The organism is Alistipes ihumii AP11 (assembly GCF_025144665.1).
Classification (GTDB): domain Bacteria; phylum Bacteroidota; class Bacteroidia; order Bacteroidales; family Rikenellaceae; genus Alistipes_A; species Alistipes_A ihumii.
In genome coordinates this window covers 2,002,662-2,024,515 of the sequence record NZ_CP102294.1, presented here as the reverse complement: position 1 = coordinate 2,024,515, position 21,854 = coordinate 2,002,662, and the positions used below count along the sequence as shown (strand labels likewise).

Below are 21,854 nucleotides of genomic sequence, written 5' to 3'. Positions count from 1 at the left end.
CATGAAAAAAGGACTCGCATATCCCCTCTTCTCGTTCCGCAACCGCGTGCTGATCATCGTGCTCGGTCTGGTAATCGGCATCTCGTCGCTGCTGTTCACCAACGACATGGCGCGCCAGCTTCGAGAGAAGGAGCAGAACGAGGTGGCCATCTGGTCGGCCGCGTTCCGCGACCTGGGCGTCAATCCGAGCAGCCCGCTGCTCTCGGCGCTGATCAACTCGAAAAGCAACATCCCGTTCATCATCGTCGACGGGCAGATGAACATAGCCAGCTCGCACCTGATACCCGACCACATCCTCAACCACCCGAACCTGAGACGCAAGAAGATCGAGGAAATGGCCGCGGCCAATTCCTTCATTCAGGTCACCACGATGAACAACGAGACGTTCTACATTTTCTACGACGAGTCGCGGCTGCTCAAGACGCTGGTCTATTTTCCCTACATCCAGCTGATGATCATCGTCGTGTTCGTCACCTTCGGTTACATCACGTTCCGCTCGAGCAAGCAGGACGAGCAGAACCGCGTCTGGATCGGGCTGGCCAAGGAGACGGCCCATCAGCTCGGGACGCCCACCTCGTCGCTGCTGGGCTGGATCGAGTACCTGCGCACGCAGCCCATCGACCAGACGGCCGTCGAGGAGATGAACAAGGATATCATCCGGCTGACGAAAGTGGTCGACCGTTTCTCGAAAATCGGCGCGGCGACGCCGCTGAGCGAGGGCGTGATCAACGAGATCGTGGGCAGCAGCGTAATCTATTTCCGCACCCGCGTGCCGAAAAACGTCACGCTGACCTACAACGGACTGGCCATGGCCCGACAGAAAGCCATGGTCAACGAGGCGCTGTTCGAGTGGGTGATCGAAAACCTGCTGAAAAACGCGATGGACGCGCTGCAAGGCAAGGGAACGATCGACGTACGGCTGTCCGACGACGCGAACTGGGTCTACATCGATGTGAAAGACACGGGGAAGGGAATCGCCAAAGGCAACTTCAAGCGGATTTTCGACCCCGGTTTTACGACCAAAACGCGGGGTTGGGGCCTCGGACTGTCGCTCAGCAAACGAATCATCGAAGGCTACCACGGCGGCCGGATCTACGTGCTCGACTCCGAGATCGACAAAGGCACGACGATCCGCGTCGCGCTGAAAAAAATCTACACCTAACGCCCGACCGAGCCGATGGAAACGCCATATCCGTTCATCCGGGACAGCCTTTCGCCGCGACCGGGTCCTCCGGAGGACACCGGAATCCCGAACGGGGCCGAGCTGTTCGGCCCCGAAAGCAGCGTGGCGCTCGTCCCGCCGGACGGTATCGCGGCCCGTCCGGCAAGCGCCGATACGCCGGGGCAGAGCTATGCCTACGAGGCCGTGACGTTGGGCGTGCTGGCGATCTTCTGCTATTTGCTGCACAGCTACCGAAGCAGTCTGGCCGAAGCGTTCAAGGTCGTCACGATGCAACTTTCGATCGAAAAGGCATTTGCCGAGCAGACGCTGTTCTTCCGACAATTCCTGACCCTCTCGTCGCTGTGGGGCATCCTGCTGGTCAGCGGACTCGCCGTCCGCTACGGCGACCTGTACGGACTTTACACTCTGCTGCCCCTGACGGCGGACACCGCAGTCGCAGCCGTCGCCGCAGCCGTCGCGCTGATCGTCGGCTATCGCTGCCTGATCGTGCGAATCGTCGGACTGGTCACGCGAAACGAGGCGTTTCTGGCCGAGCACCGCTTTATGAATCGGATTTTCTCGGCTTTCGCCTACACGCTGCTGACACCGCTTTTTCTCGTCGTCGCGCTCGTTCCGGCCGAGGAGGCGCGCGCCGCGCTGATCGGAGTCGCGACGGTCTCGGCAATCCTGTATCTGACGTATCTGACAAAAAGTTATCGTTTCTTTGTCAAAAGGGATGTTTCAATTATGCAATGGATTTTGTACCTTTGCACCGTCGAATTTTTCCCGGTAAGCTTTTTCGTGCTGGCCGTTCTGAGAGGCCGCTGACCGCATCGCGGCAAGCCGCAGACGCGCTCGGGGGAGCGACATCCGCAGAATCACGTCTGCCTCCGCACGGACGGAGCGGTCTAACCATAAGGAATGTAAGAAATTGAAGGTCAAGAAAATCTTAGTATCGCAGCCGGCTCCGGCCGTCGCCGAAAAATCGCCCTATCACGAACTCGTACTCAAACACCGCATCGATGTCCGGTTCCACCCGTTCATCAAGCTCGAGGGAGTCACCCTGAAAGAGTTCCGCAGTCAGCGGGTAGAGATATTGGAGCACAGCGCGGTCATTTTCACGAGCCGGACGACGATCGACAACTTTTTCCGGATCTGCGAGCAAGCGCGCATCACGATTCCCGAGGGAATGAAATATTTCTGCAACACGGAGGCCGTCGCGCTGTACCTGCAGAAATACATCGTATACCGCAAGCGGAAGATATTTTTCGCAGACGGAACGTTCTCGGCGCTCGTCGAGCTGATCGCCAAGCACAAGGACGAGAAATTCCTGCTCACGCTTTCCGAACCCCACAAACCCGAGCTGCCGATGGCGCTCGAGAAAATGAAGCTCCGGTTCGATAAGGTAATCCTCGCCCGGACGGTCAGCGCCGACCTGAGCGACGTCGACATAGCCGACTACGACCTGCTGGTTTTCTACAGTCCGTCGGAAATCACTTCGTTGCTCGGGGCTTTCCCGCGTCCGAACGGATCGCCGCGAATCGCCACGTTCGGGCACGGCACGGCCAAGGCAGCCGTCGGGGAGGGACTGACAGTCAGCGTCATGGCCCCGACACCCGAGGTCCCGTCGATGACCAAGGCGATCGATCTGTACATCCATAAGCTCGACTCGGGCGAGGAGGTCCCCCCCGTTACGCTCGAGGAGCAGTCGCCCGATCTGGCATTCATCCAGTCGCAGGCGCTCAAAGGACGCAAGACGAAGCCGGTGGCCGCCAAGGCCCCGGCGCCCAAGGCAGCCGTCACGACGAAAAAGAGCCCTTCCGCCGTACGCAAAAGCGCAGCGGCCGGAACGACGGCGAAGAAATAATCCGGTCGAACCGCCCGATCCTCCGACACCATGCCCCCTGCACCGGACAGAAGCTTTCCCCGCCGCGAACGACTGAAGTCGAAAAAACGGATCGCCCGGCTTTTCGAGCAGGGAAAGGGCGGTTTCGTCTATCCGGTACGCTATGTTCTGCTCGACGACTCGGCAGAGGAGTCCGTTGCCGGGAAAGACCGTCCCCTGTCCGTGCTGATCGCCGTGCCCAAGCGTCACCATAAGCGCGCTGTCGAGCGTAACCTGCTCAAGCGACGCATGCGGGAAGCCTATCGCCTGAACAAACAGGCGCTGTCAGGGACTCTGTCCGGCCCGTGCGCGCTGGGACTGCTCTATGCGTCGGGCGACGTGGCCGGGTACCCGCAGATCGAAAGCGCCGTAAAGAAAATTATCCGGATACTCCGCGAGCAAGCCTGAGCCGCATCCGAACGTCCTGCCGGGATTTGTTCCGGCCGAGCTCGGCCGGAACGGCGGACGATGCCGGAGCCTCCGGCCCCATAGCGAAAACAGCGGGAACCGTCCCGCCGAACCATATCACGAGTCCGGCCCATGAACGAACGACGCAGCCGATACGCCCGCATTCTGCGGCAGATACTGATCGCACCGCCTATGCTGCTGATCTGGGTCTACCGCCATGGCATCTCGCCGTTCACGCCGCCCAGCTGCCGCTTCACGCCCACCTGCTCGCAATACTTCGCCGAGGCGCTCCGCCGGCACGGCCTGCTGAAAGGCTCCTACCTCGGCATTCGGCGGCTGCTGCGCTGCCACCCTTGGGGAGGCAGCGGATACGACCCCGTACCGTAACCGGTTTACCCGGAAACCGCGAAGCGCACGCCCTGCAACCGAAACGCACCGTTGCGGCACGACGTGCCGCCCGGTCGGGCCATGCAAACCGGTCGGTCGGAAAACCGATCGACGAAACGATCCGGCGAATCATCTTCGCACCAACGTGCAGACCGAAAGCGAGCGCGGCGGCCTGCCGGGTATCGCCTCGTACCGCAAACCGGCACCCTCGGCCATAAAGCCCCGGCGCTTTCAGGCGCCGGCCGATCCCGGGCCGCTGCATGTCGGCCACCCCATCCGGCCATACCGGACACGACATAACACCGGTCAGGACACGGCCGGCCGGTTCCGACTTCTTGCCGGAATGTCCGCTATTCCGACCAGTGCCGGCCGAAATCCTCGATTTAACGCTTGACCCGCAGCAACTTGCCATTCCGATCAAAAGTCGCTCCTTATACTCTTCCGGATTCGAGTCTTTCAGCAATTCGTTGGAGCGGGCGGGCAACAAACGAATATCGTTCCAAAGATCCCGTACCGTCATCGTAACTTCTTTCCCGTTGACCGGTTCGCATACGATCGTGGGCCCTGCATGACTTATATTCATTTTATAAACGATCGTGTAGCATATGGAATCGGAATATATGTCGCACGACAGATTCAGTCCCTCTCCCCGAACTTCGGTAGAATCGTCATACGTATCGTCGAATTCTTTCAGCAATCTTTTGAGATCGGGATTTCTGATCTCATGCTCGATGATCCCCACGATCGATCGTCTCTTTCTGCCCCGTACCGTAGTCGTAAAGAACTACTTTCGGTGCGTGACATTGCACGGCCACCGCTATACAGCAGGCCATCAATCCTGCTTGGACGAATGAAATTTTTCCGGACATATCTCGAAAATCGGTTATTTTCATAGCGAACGGCCGACGACCGAATATCCGGGAAGCGACCGCTATTCCGCAGCGAAGTCCTTTTCGAGCCTCGTCTCCGTGTGTTCGGACCGCTTTCCCGACTCCGGGAGAATACCTGCAAATTCGGGAAGCCGGCCTCGACCAATCAATCGCCGTTTGCGGGTAATCCGCGCTGCCGTTTCCTCTTGTTTTAAAAACGCCTCTCCTTACCGATCTACAACACCTCGGCCACGACATAGGTGCTTCCCCCGATGAAAATCATATCTTCCGGTCCGGCAAGCTCCCGGGCCCGCGCGAGCGCCTCGTTCACGGTCGGGACGCACTCGCCCTGCAATCCGTAACCGGCGGCCCGGCGCGCAAGCTCGCGCTCGTCGAGCGCGCGGCGGATCCCGGCCTTCGTGAAGACGTAGTGCGCCTGCCGGGGAAGCAGCGGCAGCACGCGCGAAAGGTCCTTGTCCTCGACAAAGCCGACGACCATATAGAGCTTCCGGTATGTCTGGCGCGCGATCTGGGCGGCCACCTCGGCGATGCCCGACTCGTTGTGTCCCGTGTCGCAGACGACAAACGGCCGCTCGCCCAGCCGTTCCCAACGTCCACGGAGCCCCGTCGCGCGCGCGGCCGAGGCGAATCCCCGCCGCACGTCCTGCGGCGCGATGCGCAGTCCGCCCGAACCGTTCAGCACGTCGAGCGCGGTCAGGGCCGTCGGCACGTTCAGGCGCTGGTAGATTCCCTGCAGGTCGCACTCGACCTCGAAGCGGTTGCCGTCGAGCAGGCTCTCGATCCCGAGCCGCTGCGAGTCGGGCAGAAACCGCTGGTCCGCCACCCGGTACGTCTGGTCGGCGAACAGGATCGGCGCGCGCAACGCCTTGGCGCGCTCGATGAAAACGAGCTTCGTCTCCACCTGACTCTCGCCTACGACGACCGGAGTATCTTCCTTGATGATCCCGGCCTTCTCGCCGGCGATCCGCCCGAGCGTATCGCCAAGAAACTGCGTGTGATCGTAGCCGATGTTCGTTATCACGCTGAGCAGCGGACGGATCACGTTCGTCGAGTCGAGCCGTCCGCCCATGCCGACCTCGACGACGGCCACGTCGACTTCCCGGCGCGCGAAATGGTCGAACGCCATAGCCGTCGTGATTTCGAAAAACGACGGCTGCACGCGCCCGATCGTCTCCCGGTTCCGCTCGACGTACTCGACGACCTCCCGCTCGGAGATCGTCTCCCCGTCGACACGCATGCGCTCGCGGAAATCTTTCAGATGGGGCGACGTGAACAGACCGGTCCGGTATCCGGCCGCCGACAGCGCCGAGGCGATCAGATGCGACACGGAGCCCTTGCCGTTGGTCCCGGCCACATGCACGCTGCGGAAGCGGCGGTGCGGAACGCCCGAAGCCTCTTCCAGCGCGACGATGCGGTCGAGCCCCGCTTTGTAGGCGCTGCCGCCGACGTCCTGAAACACAGGCAGCGAGCGATAGAGAAAATCCAGTGTCTGACGGTAGTCCATCCTGTTTCGGCATTTGGGTCCAAAGATACGCTTTTTTCCGCTCCGCAAAACGAAAAGAGATAAGACGGAAGCCGGCGAGGAAACGGACGTATTCTTGCCGTCCGGAGCCCGAACCAAACGCCATGCGGCTCGTACCGGAAGAACCGCGTTCGCGGGCAGCGTTCTCTTTATCCGACGCAGAGCAAGGGCAGGACATTCGGTCGCCTCAGACTAAGGCAAGCGCCGGAACGGGAAAACCGGAAACCGGCCTGCCCCCGGCCGACCCGGACGAAACACGGGAAACGCCCCGCAAACGGGAAACGCCGCTCCGGCCGCTCGCCGCGATCCGTCTCACGGAAAAACGGAACGGGACCGGAACGCCGCTACTCGACCAAATGGCTTCGCCGCCGCACGCGGTAAGCCATAAAATAGAGCAGACTCAGCACGAAGACGTAACCCGCCAGACGGCCGATCACGTCGCCGTAGCGGGTATAGAAAGTCAGCCGGTCGTTCAGGCTCAGCTCGGCGGTCAGCGCGCCGCGCTCGTCCCAGCCGAGCGTCTCGCCCACGTCGCCCCGCTGGTCGATGAACCCCGAGCGGCCCGTGTTGGCGCTGCGGGCGATGCTGCGCCGGTTCTCGATCGCCCGCAGGCGGGAGTAGGCGAACAGGTAGCGGTAACCCGGCGTATCGTCCCACCAGCCGTCGTTCGATATGACGAACATCAGCTCGGCCCCGCGCCGGACGAACTCGGTAAAGTACTCCCCGTAAATCGCCTCGTAACAGATCGCGGGCCCGCCCCAGACGCCCCGGGGCGACGCGAAGACCCGGCGGACCGAGTCCATGCCGAGCTGTCCCGAAATGCCGCCGAGATCCACCGTCAGGAATTTGAGCTTTTTCAGAGCCGAGTAATAGGGCGTCATTTCGGCCCCGATCACGAGCTTCGCCTTGTGATGAATGCCGATCCGCTCCGACGAGTCGATCCCCAGCGCGCTGTTGAAAATGTCGTACCACAGCGTGCTGTCGCGGTTGCAGCGGGCGGTCGGCGAGGCTTCCCGTTCCGAAGGATAACGTCTGAGCGTATTGGCGCCCGTCACGACGAGGGCCGACGGATAGCGCTCGCGCACGAAGTCGCGGAACTGCGCGATCGCCGGCGCCCGGCCGATCGATTTCTCCCAGAAGTCCTCGTCGATGGCCGTCTCCGGCGCGACGATGAAATCGACGTCCTCGGGGGCCTGAGCCATCAGCGAGAGCAGAATTCCGCGCTGTTCGGCCTGTTTCAGGACGAACTTCTCGTAATAGGGATCGATATTGGGCTGCACGACCGTCACCCGGACCGTGCGCTCCGGCTCGCGATAGGTAGCGTACATCGTCAGCGAGACGGCCGCCGGCACGACGAAAGCCAGCGCCGGAGCCGCCCAGCCGCGCCAGCCTCGGGGACGTCTGATCGCCTCGAACACGAGCAGGTTCGTCACGAGTACCCAAAGCGATCCGCCGAGCGCGCCCGTCCACTCGTACCACTGCACGAGCCGGACATCCTGTGCGAAGGCATTGCCGAGCACCAGCCAAGGGAACGAAATCTCGCCGTTGATAAACAATGTCTCATAGGCGATCCAGCCGCTCACAAGCACCGTCCAGGCCAGCGCCCGGCGCGCGCGCCGGAGTACCGCATGATAGACCAGAAACACGACCGACATCTGCGTGGCGCCGACGACCGTAGCCGCCACCACGCCGATCACGGCCGCATAGCCCACCCACCAGACCGTCGCCAGCCACCATAGCACGAAGGCCGAGACGACGTAGGGCCAGAATCGGCGAGGCTTTCCCCTCCGGCCGGTCTGCCCCGCAAGCGAGTGCTCGACCCACAACAGCGGCACGAAAGCCACGAACAGCGTCAACGCGCTTCCCCCGAGCCAAGGCAACGAGAGCAGCAGCACGCTCAGCAACGTATAGAGTATTCTTTTAAGCATATTTCCGAAGAATCGAACGATACGCAAAGATAAACGATTATCGCTCCGAACGGCCGATACGCCCCCATTTTGCGGCAAAAAATTCCGCTCGGCCCCGTCAGGTCCGTGTCGAACACTCAAGACGGCCAATCATCCGGACCGGAGTCCTCCGAATCGCTTCGGCTCCCTCGTACCCTCCCGAGCAGATTTATCCATATGCCGCATCCCCATGTTCGAAAGTCCGCAAACGGAATCCTCGCCTGTGCAACATCGAGAACAGCGCCCGCCCGGCTTTTCCCGCGAGCACGAAAGAAACCGGTCCTACGACGACAACGCGCCGACGTTCCGGAACGGTCCGCGCCGAATGCCTGCTCCGCATCCCGGTCGCGGCGGGCTTTCGGCGCATTTCCCGCCGAATGCTTCCGATAAGGCAAAATATTGCTAATTTTGTCGGACATTTTCAACGGACTCGCGGGAAATTCCCGCCCCAAGGTTCACCGCATGTGGTTTGACGTTTATACCCAAGGAATCCTCATCGGCCTCGTGGCCTCCATTCCGCTCGGACCGATCGGACTGCTCTGCATTCAGCGCACGCTGAGCAAAAGCCACCGCTCGGGCTTCGTGTCGGGGCTCGGCGCCGCGACGGCCGACTCGATGTTCGCCACCGTCGCGCTGTTCTCGCTGACGGTCGTGATGTCGTTCATCGAGAACAACATGGCGATCATCAAGGCGCTCGGAGGCATCTCGGTCGTGATCGTCGGCGTGACGATCTTCCTGAAGAACCCGGTTGTACAGATCCGCCGCAACCGCGCGGGCAAGGGACACAACCTGTGGGGCGACTACCTGTCGGTCTTCTTCCTCACGCTGACCAACCCGGCCTATATCCTGATCTTCGTCGCGCTTTTCGCCGCGCTGGGAATCAGCCACGAGGGCATTCCGCTCGGCGGAGGCATGTCGATGATCCTCGGCGTGCTATGCGGAGCCTCGCTGTGGTGGTTCACGCTGACTTTCGGCGTCAGCTTCCTGCGGCGCAAGTTCCGGCCGCGCCACCTGCTGTGGATGAACCGCATCTCGGGCAGCGTGATCGTCGTGCTGGGAGCCGCCGCCATATTGTCCATTTTCTTTCATACGCCCGTAGTCCATGAAATGCTCCCCTGACAAAAAAATCGTCATCGCCGTCGACGGATTCTCGTCCTGCGGCAAAAGCACGTTCGCCAAGAAGATCGCCTCGGCGCTGGGGTACGTCTTCATCGATACCGGAGCGATGTACCGCGCCGTCACGTTGTACGGTATCCGGCACGGCGCCATTCGCGGAGGCGTGGTCGACGCGGAGGCGCTCGAGCGGATGCTGCCCCGCATCGGCATATCGTTCGTCTTCAACCCCGCGCGGGAAGCCAGCGACATTTACCTCGACGGCGAGAACGTCGAGGGGCCGATCCGGAGCCTCGAGGTCAGCGAGGCCGTCAGCCGCGTGAGCCAGATCGGCGCCGTGCGCGAGCGTCTCGTGGGCCTTCAGCAGCAAATGGGACGCGACAAGGGAATCGTCATGGACGGCCGCGACATCGGGACGGTCGTTTTTCCGGACGCCGAGCTGAAAATCTTCATGACGGCCGATCCGGCCGTCCGCGCCATGCGCCGCTACCGCGAACTGACGGCCAAAGGAGAAAAAGTATCGCTCGAAGAGATCGAGCGGAACATCCGCGAGCGGGACCTCGCCGACCAGACGCGCGCGATCAGCCCGCTGCGTCAGGCTCCCGACGCCGTCGTGCTCGACAACAGCCGCATGACGCCCGAGGAGCAGATGGAGTGGATACGGCCATACGTCGAATCACGTTCTCAAGCGACATGCACATCGAAATAGACGAAAAATCAGGATTCTGCTTCGGCGTGGTCAAGGCGATCACGAAAGCCGAGCAGTCGCTTTCGGAGCTGGGGCGGGTCTGCTCGCTCGGCGACATCGTGCACAACCGCGTGGAAGTACAGCGGCTCGAGAAGCTGGGCCTCGAAACGATTTCGCACGACGAACTGCGCGGCATGAGCGGCCGCACGGTGCTGATCCGGGCTCACGGCGAGCCGCCCTCGACCTACGATTTCGCACGCAGGCACGGCATCCGCCTGATCGACGCTACCTGTCCGGTGGTCGCCCGGCTGCAGAAGCTCGTCAAAAGCGCCCATGAGGAGATGAAGGCCTGCGGAGGACAGGTCGTCATCCTCGGCAAGCGGGGACATGCCGAAGTCGTAGGGCTGACCGGTCAGGTGGACGGCGACGCCATCGTCGTCGAGACCCCGGACGATCTGCAAAGCGTCGACTTCTCGCGCCCGATCTGCCTGCTTTCGCAAACGACCCAGAGCCTCGCGCTGTTCGAGCAGATCCGCCGGAGCATGCTGGAGCGGGCCGCCAATCCGTCGCGCGTCGTCGTACACGACACGATCTGCCGCCAAGTCTCCAACCGCAACCCGCATTTGCAGCAGTTCGCCCGGCGATTCGACGCCATCGTTTTCGTCTGCGGCAGAAAAAGTTCGAACGGCAAGGTGCTCTATCAGACCTGCCTGCAAAGCAATCCCCGCAGCTATACGGTCGAGGACGAGAGCGAGCTGCGGCCCGAGTGGTTCGAGGGCTGCCGTTCGGTGGGAATATGCGGAGCGACCTCCACGCCCAAGTGGCTGATGCAGCGCGTAGCGGACCGGATCGGACAAGCCGCGGGAGGAGCGGACGGGAACGACTTCTGAGCTTTCTGCCCCCCGGACGGTCGCGGAACAGAAACCCGTTTCCGCGGCAGAATGCACCCGCAAAGGAAAAACGAGGCGGAAAATCGATAAATATGTCGTATTTTTATGCCAAAAGAACGCAACAATCTCTAATCAAACCGACAATCTTTATGAAACGCGCGCTTCTACTCTTTTTAGCCTTTACCGCCGCATGGCTGGCCGGATGCGACAAGCAGGACGACGGACCGGCTCCCGAACTGACGCTTTCCGGCGGAACGGAGAAGACACTTGCGACCGGCGGAGGATCGGAGTCGGTCACTTTCACCACCAACACGACATGGAGTGCCGAAATCGCCTCCGCGACGCCCGGGGAGTGGTGCCGCGTATCGCCCGAGAGCGGAGGAGCCGGCCCGGCCACCGTCACGGTGACGGCCGAAGCCAATCCGGATACCCGCAGCCGCACCGCCGTGCTGACGATCCGTGCCGGAGGCCTGACCGAAACCGTCACGTTCACGCAAGGCGAGAAAGGCACGGTCTCGCTCGCACAGAAAGTTTACCAGGACATACCCGCCGAGGGCCTCTCCTTCGATATTCTGTTCGACGGCAGTCTCGACTGCGACCAGTACGGAGCCAAAGTGCTGATCGAGTACCGGAACTGGCTTTCGGTCGAGCAGCCCGAGGAGGGAGAGAGCTCGTACCGCATCGGAGTAACGGTCCGTCCCAACACCTCGTCCTCGTCCCGAAGCGGCCGGATCGCCATCGTCGACAAAACGGGCGCAGGGCTCGACACGGTTACCGTCGAGCAGCTCCAGCAAAACGTGCTGAAATGGGATCCCCGCCGGATCGAGCACGACTATACGGCCGATGTGATCTCATCCGAGCTCCAGAGCAACACGGAGTACCGGATCGAAATCGAGCAGCAGGAACCGGCATGGGTTTCCCGCATCGAGTCGAAAGCCGCTTCGACCGAGGAACTGCGCTTCCAGATCGGCCGCAACGAGTCGAAACTGCCTCGCACGGCGCTCGTCATCGTCCAAAGCACGAATTCCGATTCCCCGTTGCGCGACACGCTGACGATCGTCCAGTCGGGAATCGCCGATTTCTACCGGGACAAGGAAGTCATCACCGTGCAGCAGGCCACCGAGGGCAACGTCGATCTGGTGTTCATGGGCGACGGGTTCACGATCGACGACATGGCGACCCAGAACGGCTACTACGAAACCAGCCTGCGCAAGGCCGTCGATTACTTTTTCGACGTCGAGCCCTACCGGACTTACAGAAACTATTTCAATGTCTATATCGTCTGCGCCGTATCGAACGACCGGGGCATTTCGGGTTCGCTCGACCATAAGGGCGAAACGCTCGACACCAAGTTCTCGGTCGCCTACACCGACGTCGGAAACAGCAGCGGTATGGAGGTCGACGAAGAACCGACGTTCGAATACGCTCAGGCCGCCCCGATCAAGGACGTCAAACAGACGCTCGTCGTCATGATCGCCAACTGCCCCGATTACGGAGGAACGACCTGGTCGTGGGGTGACGGCTCTTCGATCGCCATCTGCCCGATGATCGAGAACGAACCGCCCAGCGACTACAGGGGAGTCGTGCAGCATGAGGCGGGCGGACACGGTTTCGGCAAGCTGATAGACGAGTATATCTACTATTCGACGGCGCTTCCCGATGAGATGATCGCTTCGTTCAGACAATGGGAGGGTTTCGGCCACAACGCCAACGCCGACCTGACCGACGATCCCGCGCGGATCAAATGGAGGGAGTTCTACGAGCTGCCCCAGTACGGCATGGTCGGAGCGTTCGAGGGAGCCTACATGTACGCCCGAGGCATCTGGCGTCCCGAGACGAACAGTTGCATGAACAACAACGTCTCGTACTTCAACGCGCCGAGCCGAAAGAAAATCGTCGAGCGCATCATGGAACTGAGCGGCCGATCGTTCGATATGAACGACTTCCTCGCCAAGGATGCGATCAATCTGTCGACCTCGGCCCGGAGCCGGCTGCGCGAGCCCCGGGCAGGCGAGCTGTTCGTGCCTTTTGCTCCGCCCGTACTTACCGTGGGCGCTCCCCGGCGATAGGCAAGGCAAGGCATTCCCCCCGTAAAACAAGACGCGACGCGTATGTCTCCGCAACGGACATACGCGTCGCATTTCAGAAAGCCTGTCACTGACGACGGCCAGATTCCCCAATTGAGCGACTGCGTACATGGAAGCAGGGAACGGCACGGCCGTAGCAGATGACGCAAGATCGGCCGGCCGATCCGAACTCGCCGGGCAACTCCTGCACCTCTCGGTCCATCGCGCCGGCACGGCTGCGACATTTCTCCGAAAATCGCTATATTCGCATGATAATCGCCGGCCGCACAGGAAACGGGACTCGAACGGCCCCGTCCATACCGGGGGAAAGCGCATCCGACGGCAACCGCAGCGCGACGGAGCGGCCGGCCCGTTTTCCCGCATCACACGAAACCGAACCGAATGAGCCTAAAACTGCAAAGTTTCGGACCGATCGCCGACAAGCACAGCCGCGTGCTCGTGCTGGGCACGATGCCGGGCGCGATGTCGCTCGCAAAAAGACAGTATTACGGTCACCCGCGCAACGCATTCTGGCCGATCATGGCACGGCTGTGCGACCGGGAACTGCCCGAAGACTACGCGTTGCGGAAAGCCATGCTGCTCGACGCGGGCATCGCGCTGTGGGATGTCTGCGGAGAGTGCGAGCGGGAAGGAAGCCTCGACAGCAACATCTGCCACGAGAAGCCGAACCGCATAGACGAACTGCTGCGCAGCTATCCCTCGATCCGCGCGATCGCTTTCAACGGACAGGGCGCCGCACGACTGTACAGGAAACACTTCGGCCCGCTCGCCTCGGAATACGGTCCGCTGATCCTGCCTTCGACCAGCCCCGCCCATGCCGTCGCGTTCGATAAGAAACTGGACGGATGGATGCGGTTGCGCGACCTGCTCGTGCCGGCGGACGAAGCATCCCGCCCGTGACCTCCCGCCGGTCCCGATACGGACGGACTGTCCGAACGTCCGCATGTTCATCACGGCGGCTTGTCCGGCCGAATTTACGCCCGCGCATCGTCCGTCTCCACCGGCTGCGCCCAAGGGATCGGCCCGACAGGACGCCAGCAGTCCGTAAAATATCCGAAAAAAGGCACTTCCCCCGGCAACATGCTCCGATCGTCAGGCAGCTACGGAGGAATCCCCCCCGATAAATGCAGTCGGGACGAAAGACACGAACTGCTCGGCTGCCGGGGCTCGTGTCGGCTTCGGGCCGAGGTCGACAGGTTGACCGCATCCTTGGCGAGGAAGTCGTTCATGTCGAACGATCGGCCGCTCAGTTCCATGATGCGCTCGACGATTTTCTTTCGGTTCGGCGCATTGAAATACGAGACGTTGTTGTTCATGCAACTGTTCGTCTCGGGACGCCAGATGCCTCGGGCGTACATGTAGGCTCCCTCGAACGCTCCGACCATGCCGTACTGGGGCAGCTCGTAGAACTCTCTCCATTTGATCCGCGCGGGATCGTCGGTCAGGTCGGCGTTGGCGCCGGCGTTGCGACCGAGGCTCTCCCATTGCCCGAATATGCAAATCATACGACCAACCGAGGCGGACACAAGTCCGGCGCATTTTGCAAAACGTGCCGGTTCCATCCGCACGACGCCTCGAAAGGATCGGCCCGGTCTCCGCATACTCCGTCGCTGTCCTCGGCAACGATCCTTCCGCCTTCACTTTTTGCGCCGTAGCCTGATCGGGACTTTCAAAACCGAGTCTCGTCCCGACGACCGGTTCCGTTTTTCCGACCGGACGGAATATTATTCAAGCGGAACAGATCGAACTTGCCCGGTCCCTTCGTGCGTGCCCCGTTTCCAATCGACCGGCGAAGTCCCGGCCGTACCGGGCCGCACCCCGAACAGGAAAAAATGGCGCCGGCGGCCGGTAATAGCGCCATACGTCGCACCGAACGGAGAAGAATTGCCCGGTCCATAACGACTCGCCCCCCTGTCCGGCCTCCCGAAGAAGTCCGGCGCGCCGAGACGAGACCGGGACGGAACCGAAACCGGATGTCGCCGCCTCCTCGCGGCAGCCCGGGCAAGCGGCCCGCTTCTTCCCCGAAATTCCGCAATATTCCGCCCCTTTACGGACGAGGCTCCCGAATTAGCAACGGACATACCGAACAGACAGCGAGGACCCGTCCGTATGACGGGTCCTCGCCGTTTGCGGCCGAACTTGTCCTAATTTCCCCGGAAACCCGTTTCCCGTTACCGGCCGGAAGCGGCGCCGTTCCTCTATTTCGACGGAATCGTTTCGGCCGCGGCGATCACGCTCAGGTTGCGGATCGCGCGCGTCGAGGCCACTTCCGGAATCAGGTGAACGCACGAGCGGTTGAGTCCCATCAGGATCGGGCCGTTGATCTCGGCCCCGCCGAGAATCTCCATCATCTTGTACGAAATGTTGGCCGACGACAGGTTCGGGAAAATCAGCACGTTGATTTCGCGGTCGCCCAGCTTGTTGAACGGATAGAACTCGTTGCGGGCCTGCTTGTTGAGCGCGATGTCGGCTTTCATCTCGCCGTCGACGAGCAGGTCGGGATACTGGAAATGCAGGATTTCGACCGCCTTGGCGATCTTGACGGCCAGCGGCTCGGTATCCGTTCCGAAATTGGAGTGCGAGAGCATCCCGATCACCGGTTCGATACCGAAGTTGCGTACGGTCTGCGCGGCCATCAGCGCCGTGTTGACCAGATCCTCGACCGTAGGACTCGGATTGACTGCCGTGTCGGCGAAGAACATCGGTCCGCGCTTGGTCGTCACGATTTCCATCGTAGCCAGCGTCGTGTTGCTGTTCGTCGTGAAAATCTGTCGGACAGGCTTCAGCGCATCGGTATAGCGATGCGTATAACCGAGAATCGACGTATCGGCATCGCCGGCGTCGACCATCATCAGCGTGAACCAGTCGCGCTGCATCATGTACTCGATCGCCTCGCTCATGCGGACTCCCTTGCGGCTGACCTTGTTGTAGAGAAGCGTCGCATAGCGGTTACGGCGCGCCTCCTGCTCGTCGCTCTGGAAATCGACGATGCAGCGGGGATCGAGCGTCAGATGATTCTCGCGGAGCAGCGCGTTGATCTTGGACCGGCTGCCCACAAGCAGCGGCATGGCGATGTTCTCGTTGGCCAAATGTACGGCGGCCTTGATCGTCGACAGACGCTCTCCCTCGCTGAAGGCGATGCGGCGCGGCGCGGCCGTCACCACTTTCGAGCGGATGGCCCGCATCAGCTTGTCGTCCCGGCCCATGCGGCTCTCGAGCTCGGCCATGTAGGCTTTCCAGTCGGTGATCTCCTTGCGGGCGACTCCCGACTCGATGGCCGCTTTCGCGACGGCGGCCGAGATACAGGAGATCAGCCTCGGATCGAGCGCCTTGGGAATCAGGTACTCGCGACCGAAAGTGATGTCGTTGTCGTTGTATGCGGCGGCCACGATGTCGGGAACGGGTTCTTTGGCCAGCTTGGCGAGCGCGAGCACGGCGGCGATTTTCATCTCCTCGTTGATCTTCGTCGCCCGCACGTCCAAAGCCCCCCGGAAGATATAGGGGAATCCGAGCACGTTGTTGACCTGGTTCGGATAGTCGGAACGGCCCGTTGCGAAAATGATGTCCTCGCGGGCAGCCATCGCGTTGTCGTACGAGATTTCGGGATTGGGATTCGCCAGCGCGAACACGACCGGATCGGCGGCCATGCTGCGCACCATTTCCTGCGTCAGCACGTCGGCTACCGACAGGCCGAGGAATACGTCGGCGCCCCGGAGCGCTTCGGCCAGCGTGGCAATGTCGCGGTCGGTCGCGAATTGCGCCTTGGCGGCGCTGAGGTTCGTCCGGCGGGTCGTAATGACGCCCTTGCTGTCGCACATGACCAGATTTTCGGGGCGGACGCCCAGCGCCATATAAAGCTTGGCGCACGAGACGGCGGCCGCTCCGGCCCCGTTGACGACCACCTGTACGCGGTCGATCTTCTTACCGGTGATCTCGAGCGCATTGAGCAGCGCGGCGGACGAGATGATCGCCGTGCCGTGCTGGTCGTCGTGCATGACCGGGATCGGGAGCTCCTCTTTCAGGCGCTCCTCGATCTCGAAACATTCGGGAGCCTTGATGTCCTCGAGGTTGATGCCGCCGAAGGTGACCGAAATATTTTTGACCGTCTCGATGAACTGCTCCGTATTTTTCGTATTTACCTCGATGTCGAATACGTCGATGTCGGCGAACGTTTTGAACAAAAGTCCTTTGCCTTCCATAACCGGTTTGCCGGCCATCGCCCCTATGTCGCCCAGTCCGAGCACGGCCGTACCGTTCGAAATGACTGCCACCAGGTTGCCCTTGGCCGTATACTTGTAGGCGTCGTCGGGATTCTCCTGTATGGCGAGACAAGGCTCGGCCACGCCCGGAGAGTAGGCCAGCGAAAGGTCCTTCTGGGTGCTGTACGGTTTGGTCGGGACGACCTCGATCTTGCCCGGCCGCCCTTCCGAATGGTAGAGAAGGGCCTCTTCTTTCTTGCTTTTCGCGTTGTTTCCCATCTGTTCTTTATGATTCGTTATGATATTTTGCTTCTCCACGAAACTTGCTTATCTTTGCTTTCCGGCAGAAAAAGAGTGCATTAGAAGTCCTTTGTCCGGAAGCGAAAATTTGAGACAAGATAGGAATTTTTTGGAATAGATGAGCGCGCTGACGCAACTTAATTTCCCCCGATTCGTATTCCGGATGCGGCTAACGGAAAATCCGCCCAAGATATGGGACGCCGTTCGTCGCCGATGGCTCGTGCTGACGCCCGAGGAGTGGGTCCGGCAGCATCTGATCCGCTTGCTGGTCGAGCGGGGCGGCGTGCCGCCCGGAAATGTCTCGCAGGAGTATCCCGTCGCATTGTCGGGCACGGCCCAGCGCGCCGACGTGGTCGTGACGGGCCGCGACGGCCGGCCGTGCCTGCTGGCCGAATGCAAGGCGCCGGACGTGCCGCTCGGTCGCGAAGTGTTCGCTCAGGCCGTGCGGTACAACAGCGTCGTGGCGGCCCCCTATGTGCTGATAACGAACGGGCTGCTGCATTGCTGCAGCAGCCTCGATCGTTCTACCGGACGCTATGCGGTCGTGGAAGGCCTGCCCGATTTATCCCCATTTTTGGGGATTTAGCAGTTGGAGCATATACTCGTCCTGCCAGTCCGACGTGGTTCTCGTCCATTCCTTTTTCAGTCCGACGACCGTGAATCCCTTGCTTTTGAACAGCGCCAAACTGCGGATGTTATGCGAAGGAATATCGCAGTAGAGCTGATTGAGTCCCAGCACCTGAAAGCCGTACCGGATCAGGGACGACAGCGCTTGGGAAGCGTATCCCTGCCCTTGATCGCGCTTGTCATAGATCAGGATTCCGACTCCCGCGCGGCAGTTGTACGGATCGAGGTCGAACAGGTCGATCGCGCCGACGGGCTTCCCGCTCTGCTTCGATTCGATGATCAGGCGCAGCTGTCGCGTCTCGAAAATGTCGCGCTGCTGGTTCGCAATGAACTGCAACAGCATGTATTTCGAGAACGGGACGATCGTATTGCTGACCTTCCAGACTTCCGTATCGTTCTCCCATTTGTAGAGAACCTGCACGTCGTCGGGTTCCAGCGCGCGGAGCCGGATCAGCTCGTTTTCCATCGGGTTGGTCATAGCGCGGATCTCCGAGTTTAAAGTGATATGATCTGGTTGCGGATCAGCATCGCGGCGCCCAGCGAGCCGATGCTGTCGTCGAGCGTCGTCGCGCGGAACAACGTGTCGTTATACACGAGCCGCAACGAATACTTGTTGACCGCCGACTTGAGCGGCAGCATCAGATAGTCGCCCGCATTGGCCAGACTGCCTCCGATGATGACCTGCTCCGGATTGAAGATGTTGATCAGAAAAGCGATGCTCTTGCCGATCTTCTCGCCGGCCTCCTCGATCAGCTCGATCGACAGCGTATCGTCGTTTCTCGCGGCGCCGATGATGTCGTTGATATGAATCTTGTGCTGTTTCTGGAACTTATCCATCAGAATCGTCGTGCGTCCGTTGCGGATCTGGTTCATCATCTTGTTCTCGATCGCGATGCCCGACACTTCCGTCTCGAGACAGCCTTTCTTGCCGCAGTCGCAGATGATCTCGTTATCGAAATAGGGCGTATGGCCGAACTCTCCGGCAAATCCCGAGCGGCCGTAGTAGAGTTTGCCGTCGATGATGATGCCGATGGCCACGCCTCGGCCCAGGTTCAGGTAAATGATGTTCTTTTCCTGACCGGTGCATCCCTTGACGTACTCTCCGTAGCAGCGCGCGCGGGTATCGTTCTCGATCAGCACGCGGTGTCCGAAGCGTTTTTCCATGATTTCGCTCAGCGACTGTTCCTTATGAGTGAAATATTTGTAGCTTCGCCCCGTTTTCGGATTGACGCGGCCGGCCATGCAAACGCCGATACCCAGCAGCTTGGTGCGGTCGATGCCGCTGCCGGCGAGGAAATTCTCGATCGTCGAGCAAATGGTTTCGAGGCACTCGTCCGTATCGTCGAGCGCGAAATCGCTCTTGCGTTCCGACTGGATGATATTGTTCTGAAGGTCCGTTATGACCAGCACGATCTGGTCGCGGCTGACCTCGATTCCCGCGAAATAGATCGCCGAGTTGGTCAGGCCGTAGACGTTGGGCCGGCGACCGCCGCTGGTCTCGATCTTGCCCCGGTCGGCGATGATGTTCTCGGCGAGCAGCTCCTCGACCAGCTTGGTGACCGTCGGAATGCTGATGTGCAGCTTCTTGGCCAGATCGGCGAGCGTCGAATCGCCGGCGATGGCCATATGAGCGATAATATTACGCTTGATGATGTTGTTCTTCTGAACAATGCCTTTAGCCTGAGCATGCTCGGGCCTGTTGAAAAATTCCTGTAATGAAATCATGGGTGAGTGATGTTTTTTGTATGAAGCCAATTTGTGTCCGTTTTTGGCGCACGCGAAGAAACGCAAGGTTTTCTTGCGGCATGATGATAAAGATACTACATTTTTTCAATCGTTCCCCCTCCCGAAAACGAAATTATTTAACTATCTCCGATCTTCGCAAAAAAAGCCCGACGACACCCGCAATACGCGCCCTGCAAAGGCGCGCTCCCGTCTCCGAATCCGTCCTTCCGCATGAATCGGTTGCCTAAGCCGATACGCGGGCCCGCGGCGTCTTCCTCTCCGCTCGATCTTTATAACGTGCAAATAACTAAAAAATTTTCAGATTTATTAAGAATATTGATAAATATTTGCAATTTAATTCACTCCACGGCTCCGGAACGCCATAAAAAAAGCGGTCCCTGCAAAGGGAACCGCCTGTCAATCAACGATCAGGAATTACAGCGACTGCTTCGACTCGCAAACGGCCGAGCGGTCCACTTTCTTGATCAGCCCTTGCAGCACGCTGCCCGGACCGAGTTCGGTGAACGACGTGGCTCCGTCGGCAAGCATGTTCTGAACGATCTGCGTCCAACGTACCGGCGAGGTCAGTTGGGCGATCAGGTTCGCGCGGATCTCGGCCGGATCGGTGTGGGGCTTCGCATCCACGTTCTGGTATACGGGACAAACCGGCTTCGCGAAAGGCGCGGCCGCGATGGCGGCTTCCAGTTCGACGCGGGCCGGCTCCATCAGCGGAGAGTGAAATGCGCCGCCGACGTTCAGTTTCAGCGCCCGCTTGGCTCCCGCAGCGGTCAGCTTGGCACAGGCCTCGTCGATCGCCTCGTTCGTGCCCGAAATGACGAGCTGGCCCGGGCAGTTGTAATTGGCCGGAACGACCACGCCGTCGACCGACGCGCAGATCTCCTCGACCTTTTCGTCCGGCAGCGCGATGATCGCGGCCATCGTCGAGGGATTCTGCTCGCAGGCTTTCTGCATCGCCATAGCGCGTTTCGACACGAGCTTCAGCCCGTCCTCGAAGCCGAGCGCTCCGGCGGCTACCAGCGCGCTGAACTCGCCCAGCGAGTGACCGGCGGCCATGTCGGGCTTGAACGCGTCGCCGAGCGAGCGGGCCAGAATGACCGAATGCAGGAAAATGGCCGGCTGGGTCACTTTCGTCTGCTTGAGTTGCTCGTCCGTACCGGCGAACATGATATCCGTGATCGGAAACCCCAAGATTTCGTTGGCCCGATCGAACAGCTCCTTGGCCAGCGGAACGTTGTCGTAAAGGTCCTTGCCCATTCCGACGAACTGGGCGCCCTGACCCGGGAATACGAATGCGTGCATAGTTTCTTGCAGTTTGGTTTACGGCCCCAAAGGTAACCATTTTTATCGAAACAGCCGCAAGGCGATTCCGTCGGACGATCCGGCCGCGTTTACGGCTTGCGGGTGTAAAGAGAGCCGGAGCGTCGAGCAATCGGAGATCGAAAGGAAGCGATGCCTTTCTCTGCGGCCGACCGAAGAAGCGCCGCCACGGAGATCGGTCCCGTTTCAGAGGCGACGCCTGCCGAGAATCAACCGTCGAAATACCGGTCCGACAACTGCCGAGCAAAATCCGTCTTCGCTATCCGATGCAAACGGTCAGGCAGGAAGTGCGGGAAGGAATACTTCCGGGCTTTTACCACATATTATAACCGAGCCCCATGAGTTCGAAAGCGGTTCCATACTCCCACGTACCGAGCACGTTCGCGACCGGAGTTCTTATATCCCCCGGTCTCGGCTTGCAGTCATAATATCTGATCAGACTCTTACCTCAAGCCGGAAGGATTTCATGCAGGAAAACCGAAAGTATCAAAAACCCGAGGTCCGGCACAGTAAGACGTATAACCGAAAGTACAAAAGCAGCGAACGACCGGGTCACCGGCAAAACGTAACGCCAGCCGACCATGCCACGCGTCGGTCCGACGTCCGGCCCCCGACAGAAGACACGGCACAAAAAAAAGCGCGGCCGTTTCCGGCCGCGCTTTTTAAAAAACACCGTTTCGTTCCGGG

General features: G+C 60.5%; 18 protein-coding genes. 11 read left to right on the top strand and 7 right to left on the bottom strand.

What is annotated here, in order from left to right; translation table 11 throughout:
* Position 1 precedes the first annotated feature (1 nt).
* The 5 genes from NQ491_RS08215 (at position 2) to yidD (ending at position 3,842) form a co-directional block, all read left to right on the top strand.
* On the top strand, positions 2–1,162 hold the full coding sequence (locus NQ491_RS08215) for a sensor histidine kinase (protein WP_019246658.1): 1,161 nt from the start codon (positions 2–4) through the stop codon (positions 1,160–1,162).
* Positions 1,163–1,177: 15 nt separating this feature from the next.
* Positions 1,178–1,990: a DUF4271 domain-containing protein gene (locus tag NQ491_RS08210; protein WP_019246659.1), complete on the top strand. Its 813-nt coding sequence runs from the start codon at positions 1,178–1,180 to the stop codon at positions 1,988–1,990.
* Positions 1,991–2,093: 103 nt separating this feature from the next.
* A complete protein-coding gene (locus NQ491_RS08205) occupies positions 2,094–3,029 on the top strand; it encodes a uroporphyrinogen-III synthase (RefSeq protein WP_019246660.1) in 936 nt (311 codons plus the stop codon).
* Positions 3,030–3,059: 30 nt separating this feature from the next.
* Complete coding sequence (locus NQ491_RS08200; protein WP_019246661.1) at positions 3,060–3,455, top strand: ribonuclease P protein component; 396 nt, start codon at positions 3,060–3,062, stop codon at positions 3,453–3,455.
* 132 nt (positions 3,456–3,587) lie between these two features.
* On the top strand, positions 3,588–3,842 hold the full coding sequence (gene yidD / locus NQ491_RS08195; protein ID WP_019246662.1) for a membrane protein insertion efficiency factor YidD: 255 nt from the start codon (positions 3,588–3,590) through the stop codon (positions 3,840–3,842).
* 1,104 nt (positions 3,843–4,946) lie between these two features.
* Here yidD and NQ491_RS08190 read toward each other — a convergent pair.
* Both NQ491_RS08190 and lnt read right to left on the bottom strand, forming a co-directional pair.
* The gene (locus NQ491_RS08190) at positions 4,947–6,236 is read right to left on the bottom strand and encodes a bifunctional folylpolyglutamate synthase/dihydrofolate synthase (protein WP_019246663.1); all 1,290 of its coding nucleotides are present in this window, start codon (positions 6,234–6,236) and stop codon (positions 4,947–4,949) included.
* Between the two features lie 362 nt (positions 6,237–6,598).
* Positions 6,599–8,182, bottom strand: coding sequence for an apolipoprotein N-acyltransferase (gene lnt, locus NQ491_RS08185; RefSeq protein WP_019246664.1), 1,584 nt, complete (start codon positions 8,180–8,182; stop codon positions 6,599–6,601).
* Positions 8,183–8,662: 480 nt separating this feature from the next.
* Here lnt and NQ491_RS08180 point away from each other — a divergent pair, with 480 nt between their 5' ends.
* From NQ491_RS08180 to NQ491_RS08160, 5 genes are all read left to right on the top strand, one after another.
* Positions 8,663–9,319, top strand: coding sequence for a LysE family translocator (locus NQ491_RS08180; protein ID WP_034283401.1), 657 nt, complete (start codon positions 8,663–8,665; stop codon positions 9,317–9,319).
* Entirely contained in the window at positions 9,303–10,022 is a 720-nt protein-coding gene (gene cmk / locus NQ491_RS08175) for a (d)CMP kinase (protein ID WP_019246667.1), read from the top strand. Before NQ491_RS08180 ends, cmk begins: the two co-directional genes overlap by 17 nt.
* On the top strand, positions 10,007–10,891 hold the full coding sequence (locus NQ491_RS08170) for a 4-hydroxy-3-methylbut-2-enyl diphosphate reductase (protein WP_019246668.1): 885 nt from the start codon (positions 10,007–10,009) through the stop codon (positions 10,889–10,891). The genes cmk and NQ491_RS08170 overlap by 16 nt, the downstream gene beginning before the upstream one ends.
* A 149-nt stretch (positions 10,892–11,040) precedes the next feature.
* The gene (locus NQ491_RS08165) at positions 11,041–12,960 is read left to right on the top strand and encodes a BACON domain-containing protein (RefSeq protein WP_019246669.1); all 1,920 of its coding nucleotides are present in this window, start codon (positions 11,041–11,043) and stop codon (positions 12,958–12,960) included.
* 399 nt (positions 12,961–13,359) lie between these two features.
* Positions 13,360–13,878, top strand: a complete 519-nt coding sequence (locus NQ491_RS08160) for a DNA-deoxyinosine glycosylase (protein ID WP_019246670.1) — start codon at positions 13,360–13,362, stop codon at positions 13,876–13,878.
* Between the two features lie 200 nt (positions 13,879–14,078).
* Here NQ491_RS08160 and NQ491_RS08155 read toward each other — a convergent pair whose 3' ends face one another.
* Positions 14,079–14,483 carry a M64 family metallopeptidase gene (locus NQ491_RS08155; RefSeq protein ID WP_019246672.1) on the bottom strand — a complete coding sequence of 135 codons (405 nt, stop codon included), beginning with the start codon at positions 14,481–14,483 and terminating at the stop codon, positions 14,079–14,081.
* 693 nt (positions 14,484–15,176) lie between these two features.
* A complete protein-coding gene (locus NQ491_RS08150; RefSeq protein WP_019246673.1) occupies positions 15,177–17,456 on the bottom strand; it encodes an NADP-dependent malic enzyme in 2,280 nt (759 codons plus the stop codon).
* Between the two features lie 184 nt (positions 17,457–17,640).
* On the opposite strand from NQ491_RS08150, the gene NQ491_RS08145 reads away from it, so the two are divergent.
* On the top strand, positions 17,641–18,063 hold the full coding sequence (locus NQ491_RS08145; protein ID WP_232423212.1) for a type I restriction enzyme HsdR N-terminal domain-containing protein: 423 nt from the start codon (positions 17,641–17,643) through the stop codon (positions 18,061–18,063).
* On the opposite strand, the gene NQ491_RS08140 is transcribed toward NQ491_RS08145, so the two are convergent.
* The 3 genes from NQ491_RS08140 to fabD form a co-directional block, all read right to left on the bottom strand.
* The gene (locus tag NQ491_RS08140) at positions 18,040–18,582 is read right to left on the bottom strand and encodes a GNAT family N-acetyltransferase (RefSeq protein WP_147524760.1); all 543 of its coding nucleotides are present in this window, start codon (positions 18,580–18,582) and stop codon (positions 18,040–18,042) included. The two genes, NQ491_RS08145 and NQ491_RS08140, sit on opposite strands and share 24 nt — an antisense overlap.
* A 17-nt stretch (positions 18,583–18,599) precedes the next feature.
* Positions 18,600–19,829 (bottom strand): ROK family transcriptional regulator, encoded by a 1,230-nt coding sequence (locus tag NQ491_RS08135; protein ID WP_019246676.1) that lies wholly within the window; start codon positions 19,827–19,829, stop codon positions 18,600–18,602.
* Positions 19,830–20,264: 435 nt separating this feature from the next.
* Positions 20,265–21,149, bottom strand: coding sequence for an ACP S-malonyltransferase (gene fabD / locus NQ491_RS08130; RefSeq protein ID WP_019246677.1), 885 nt, complete (start codon positions 21,147–21,149; stop codon positions 20,265–20,267).
* Positions 21,150–21,854 lie beyond the last annotated feature (705 nt).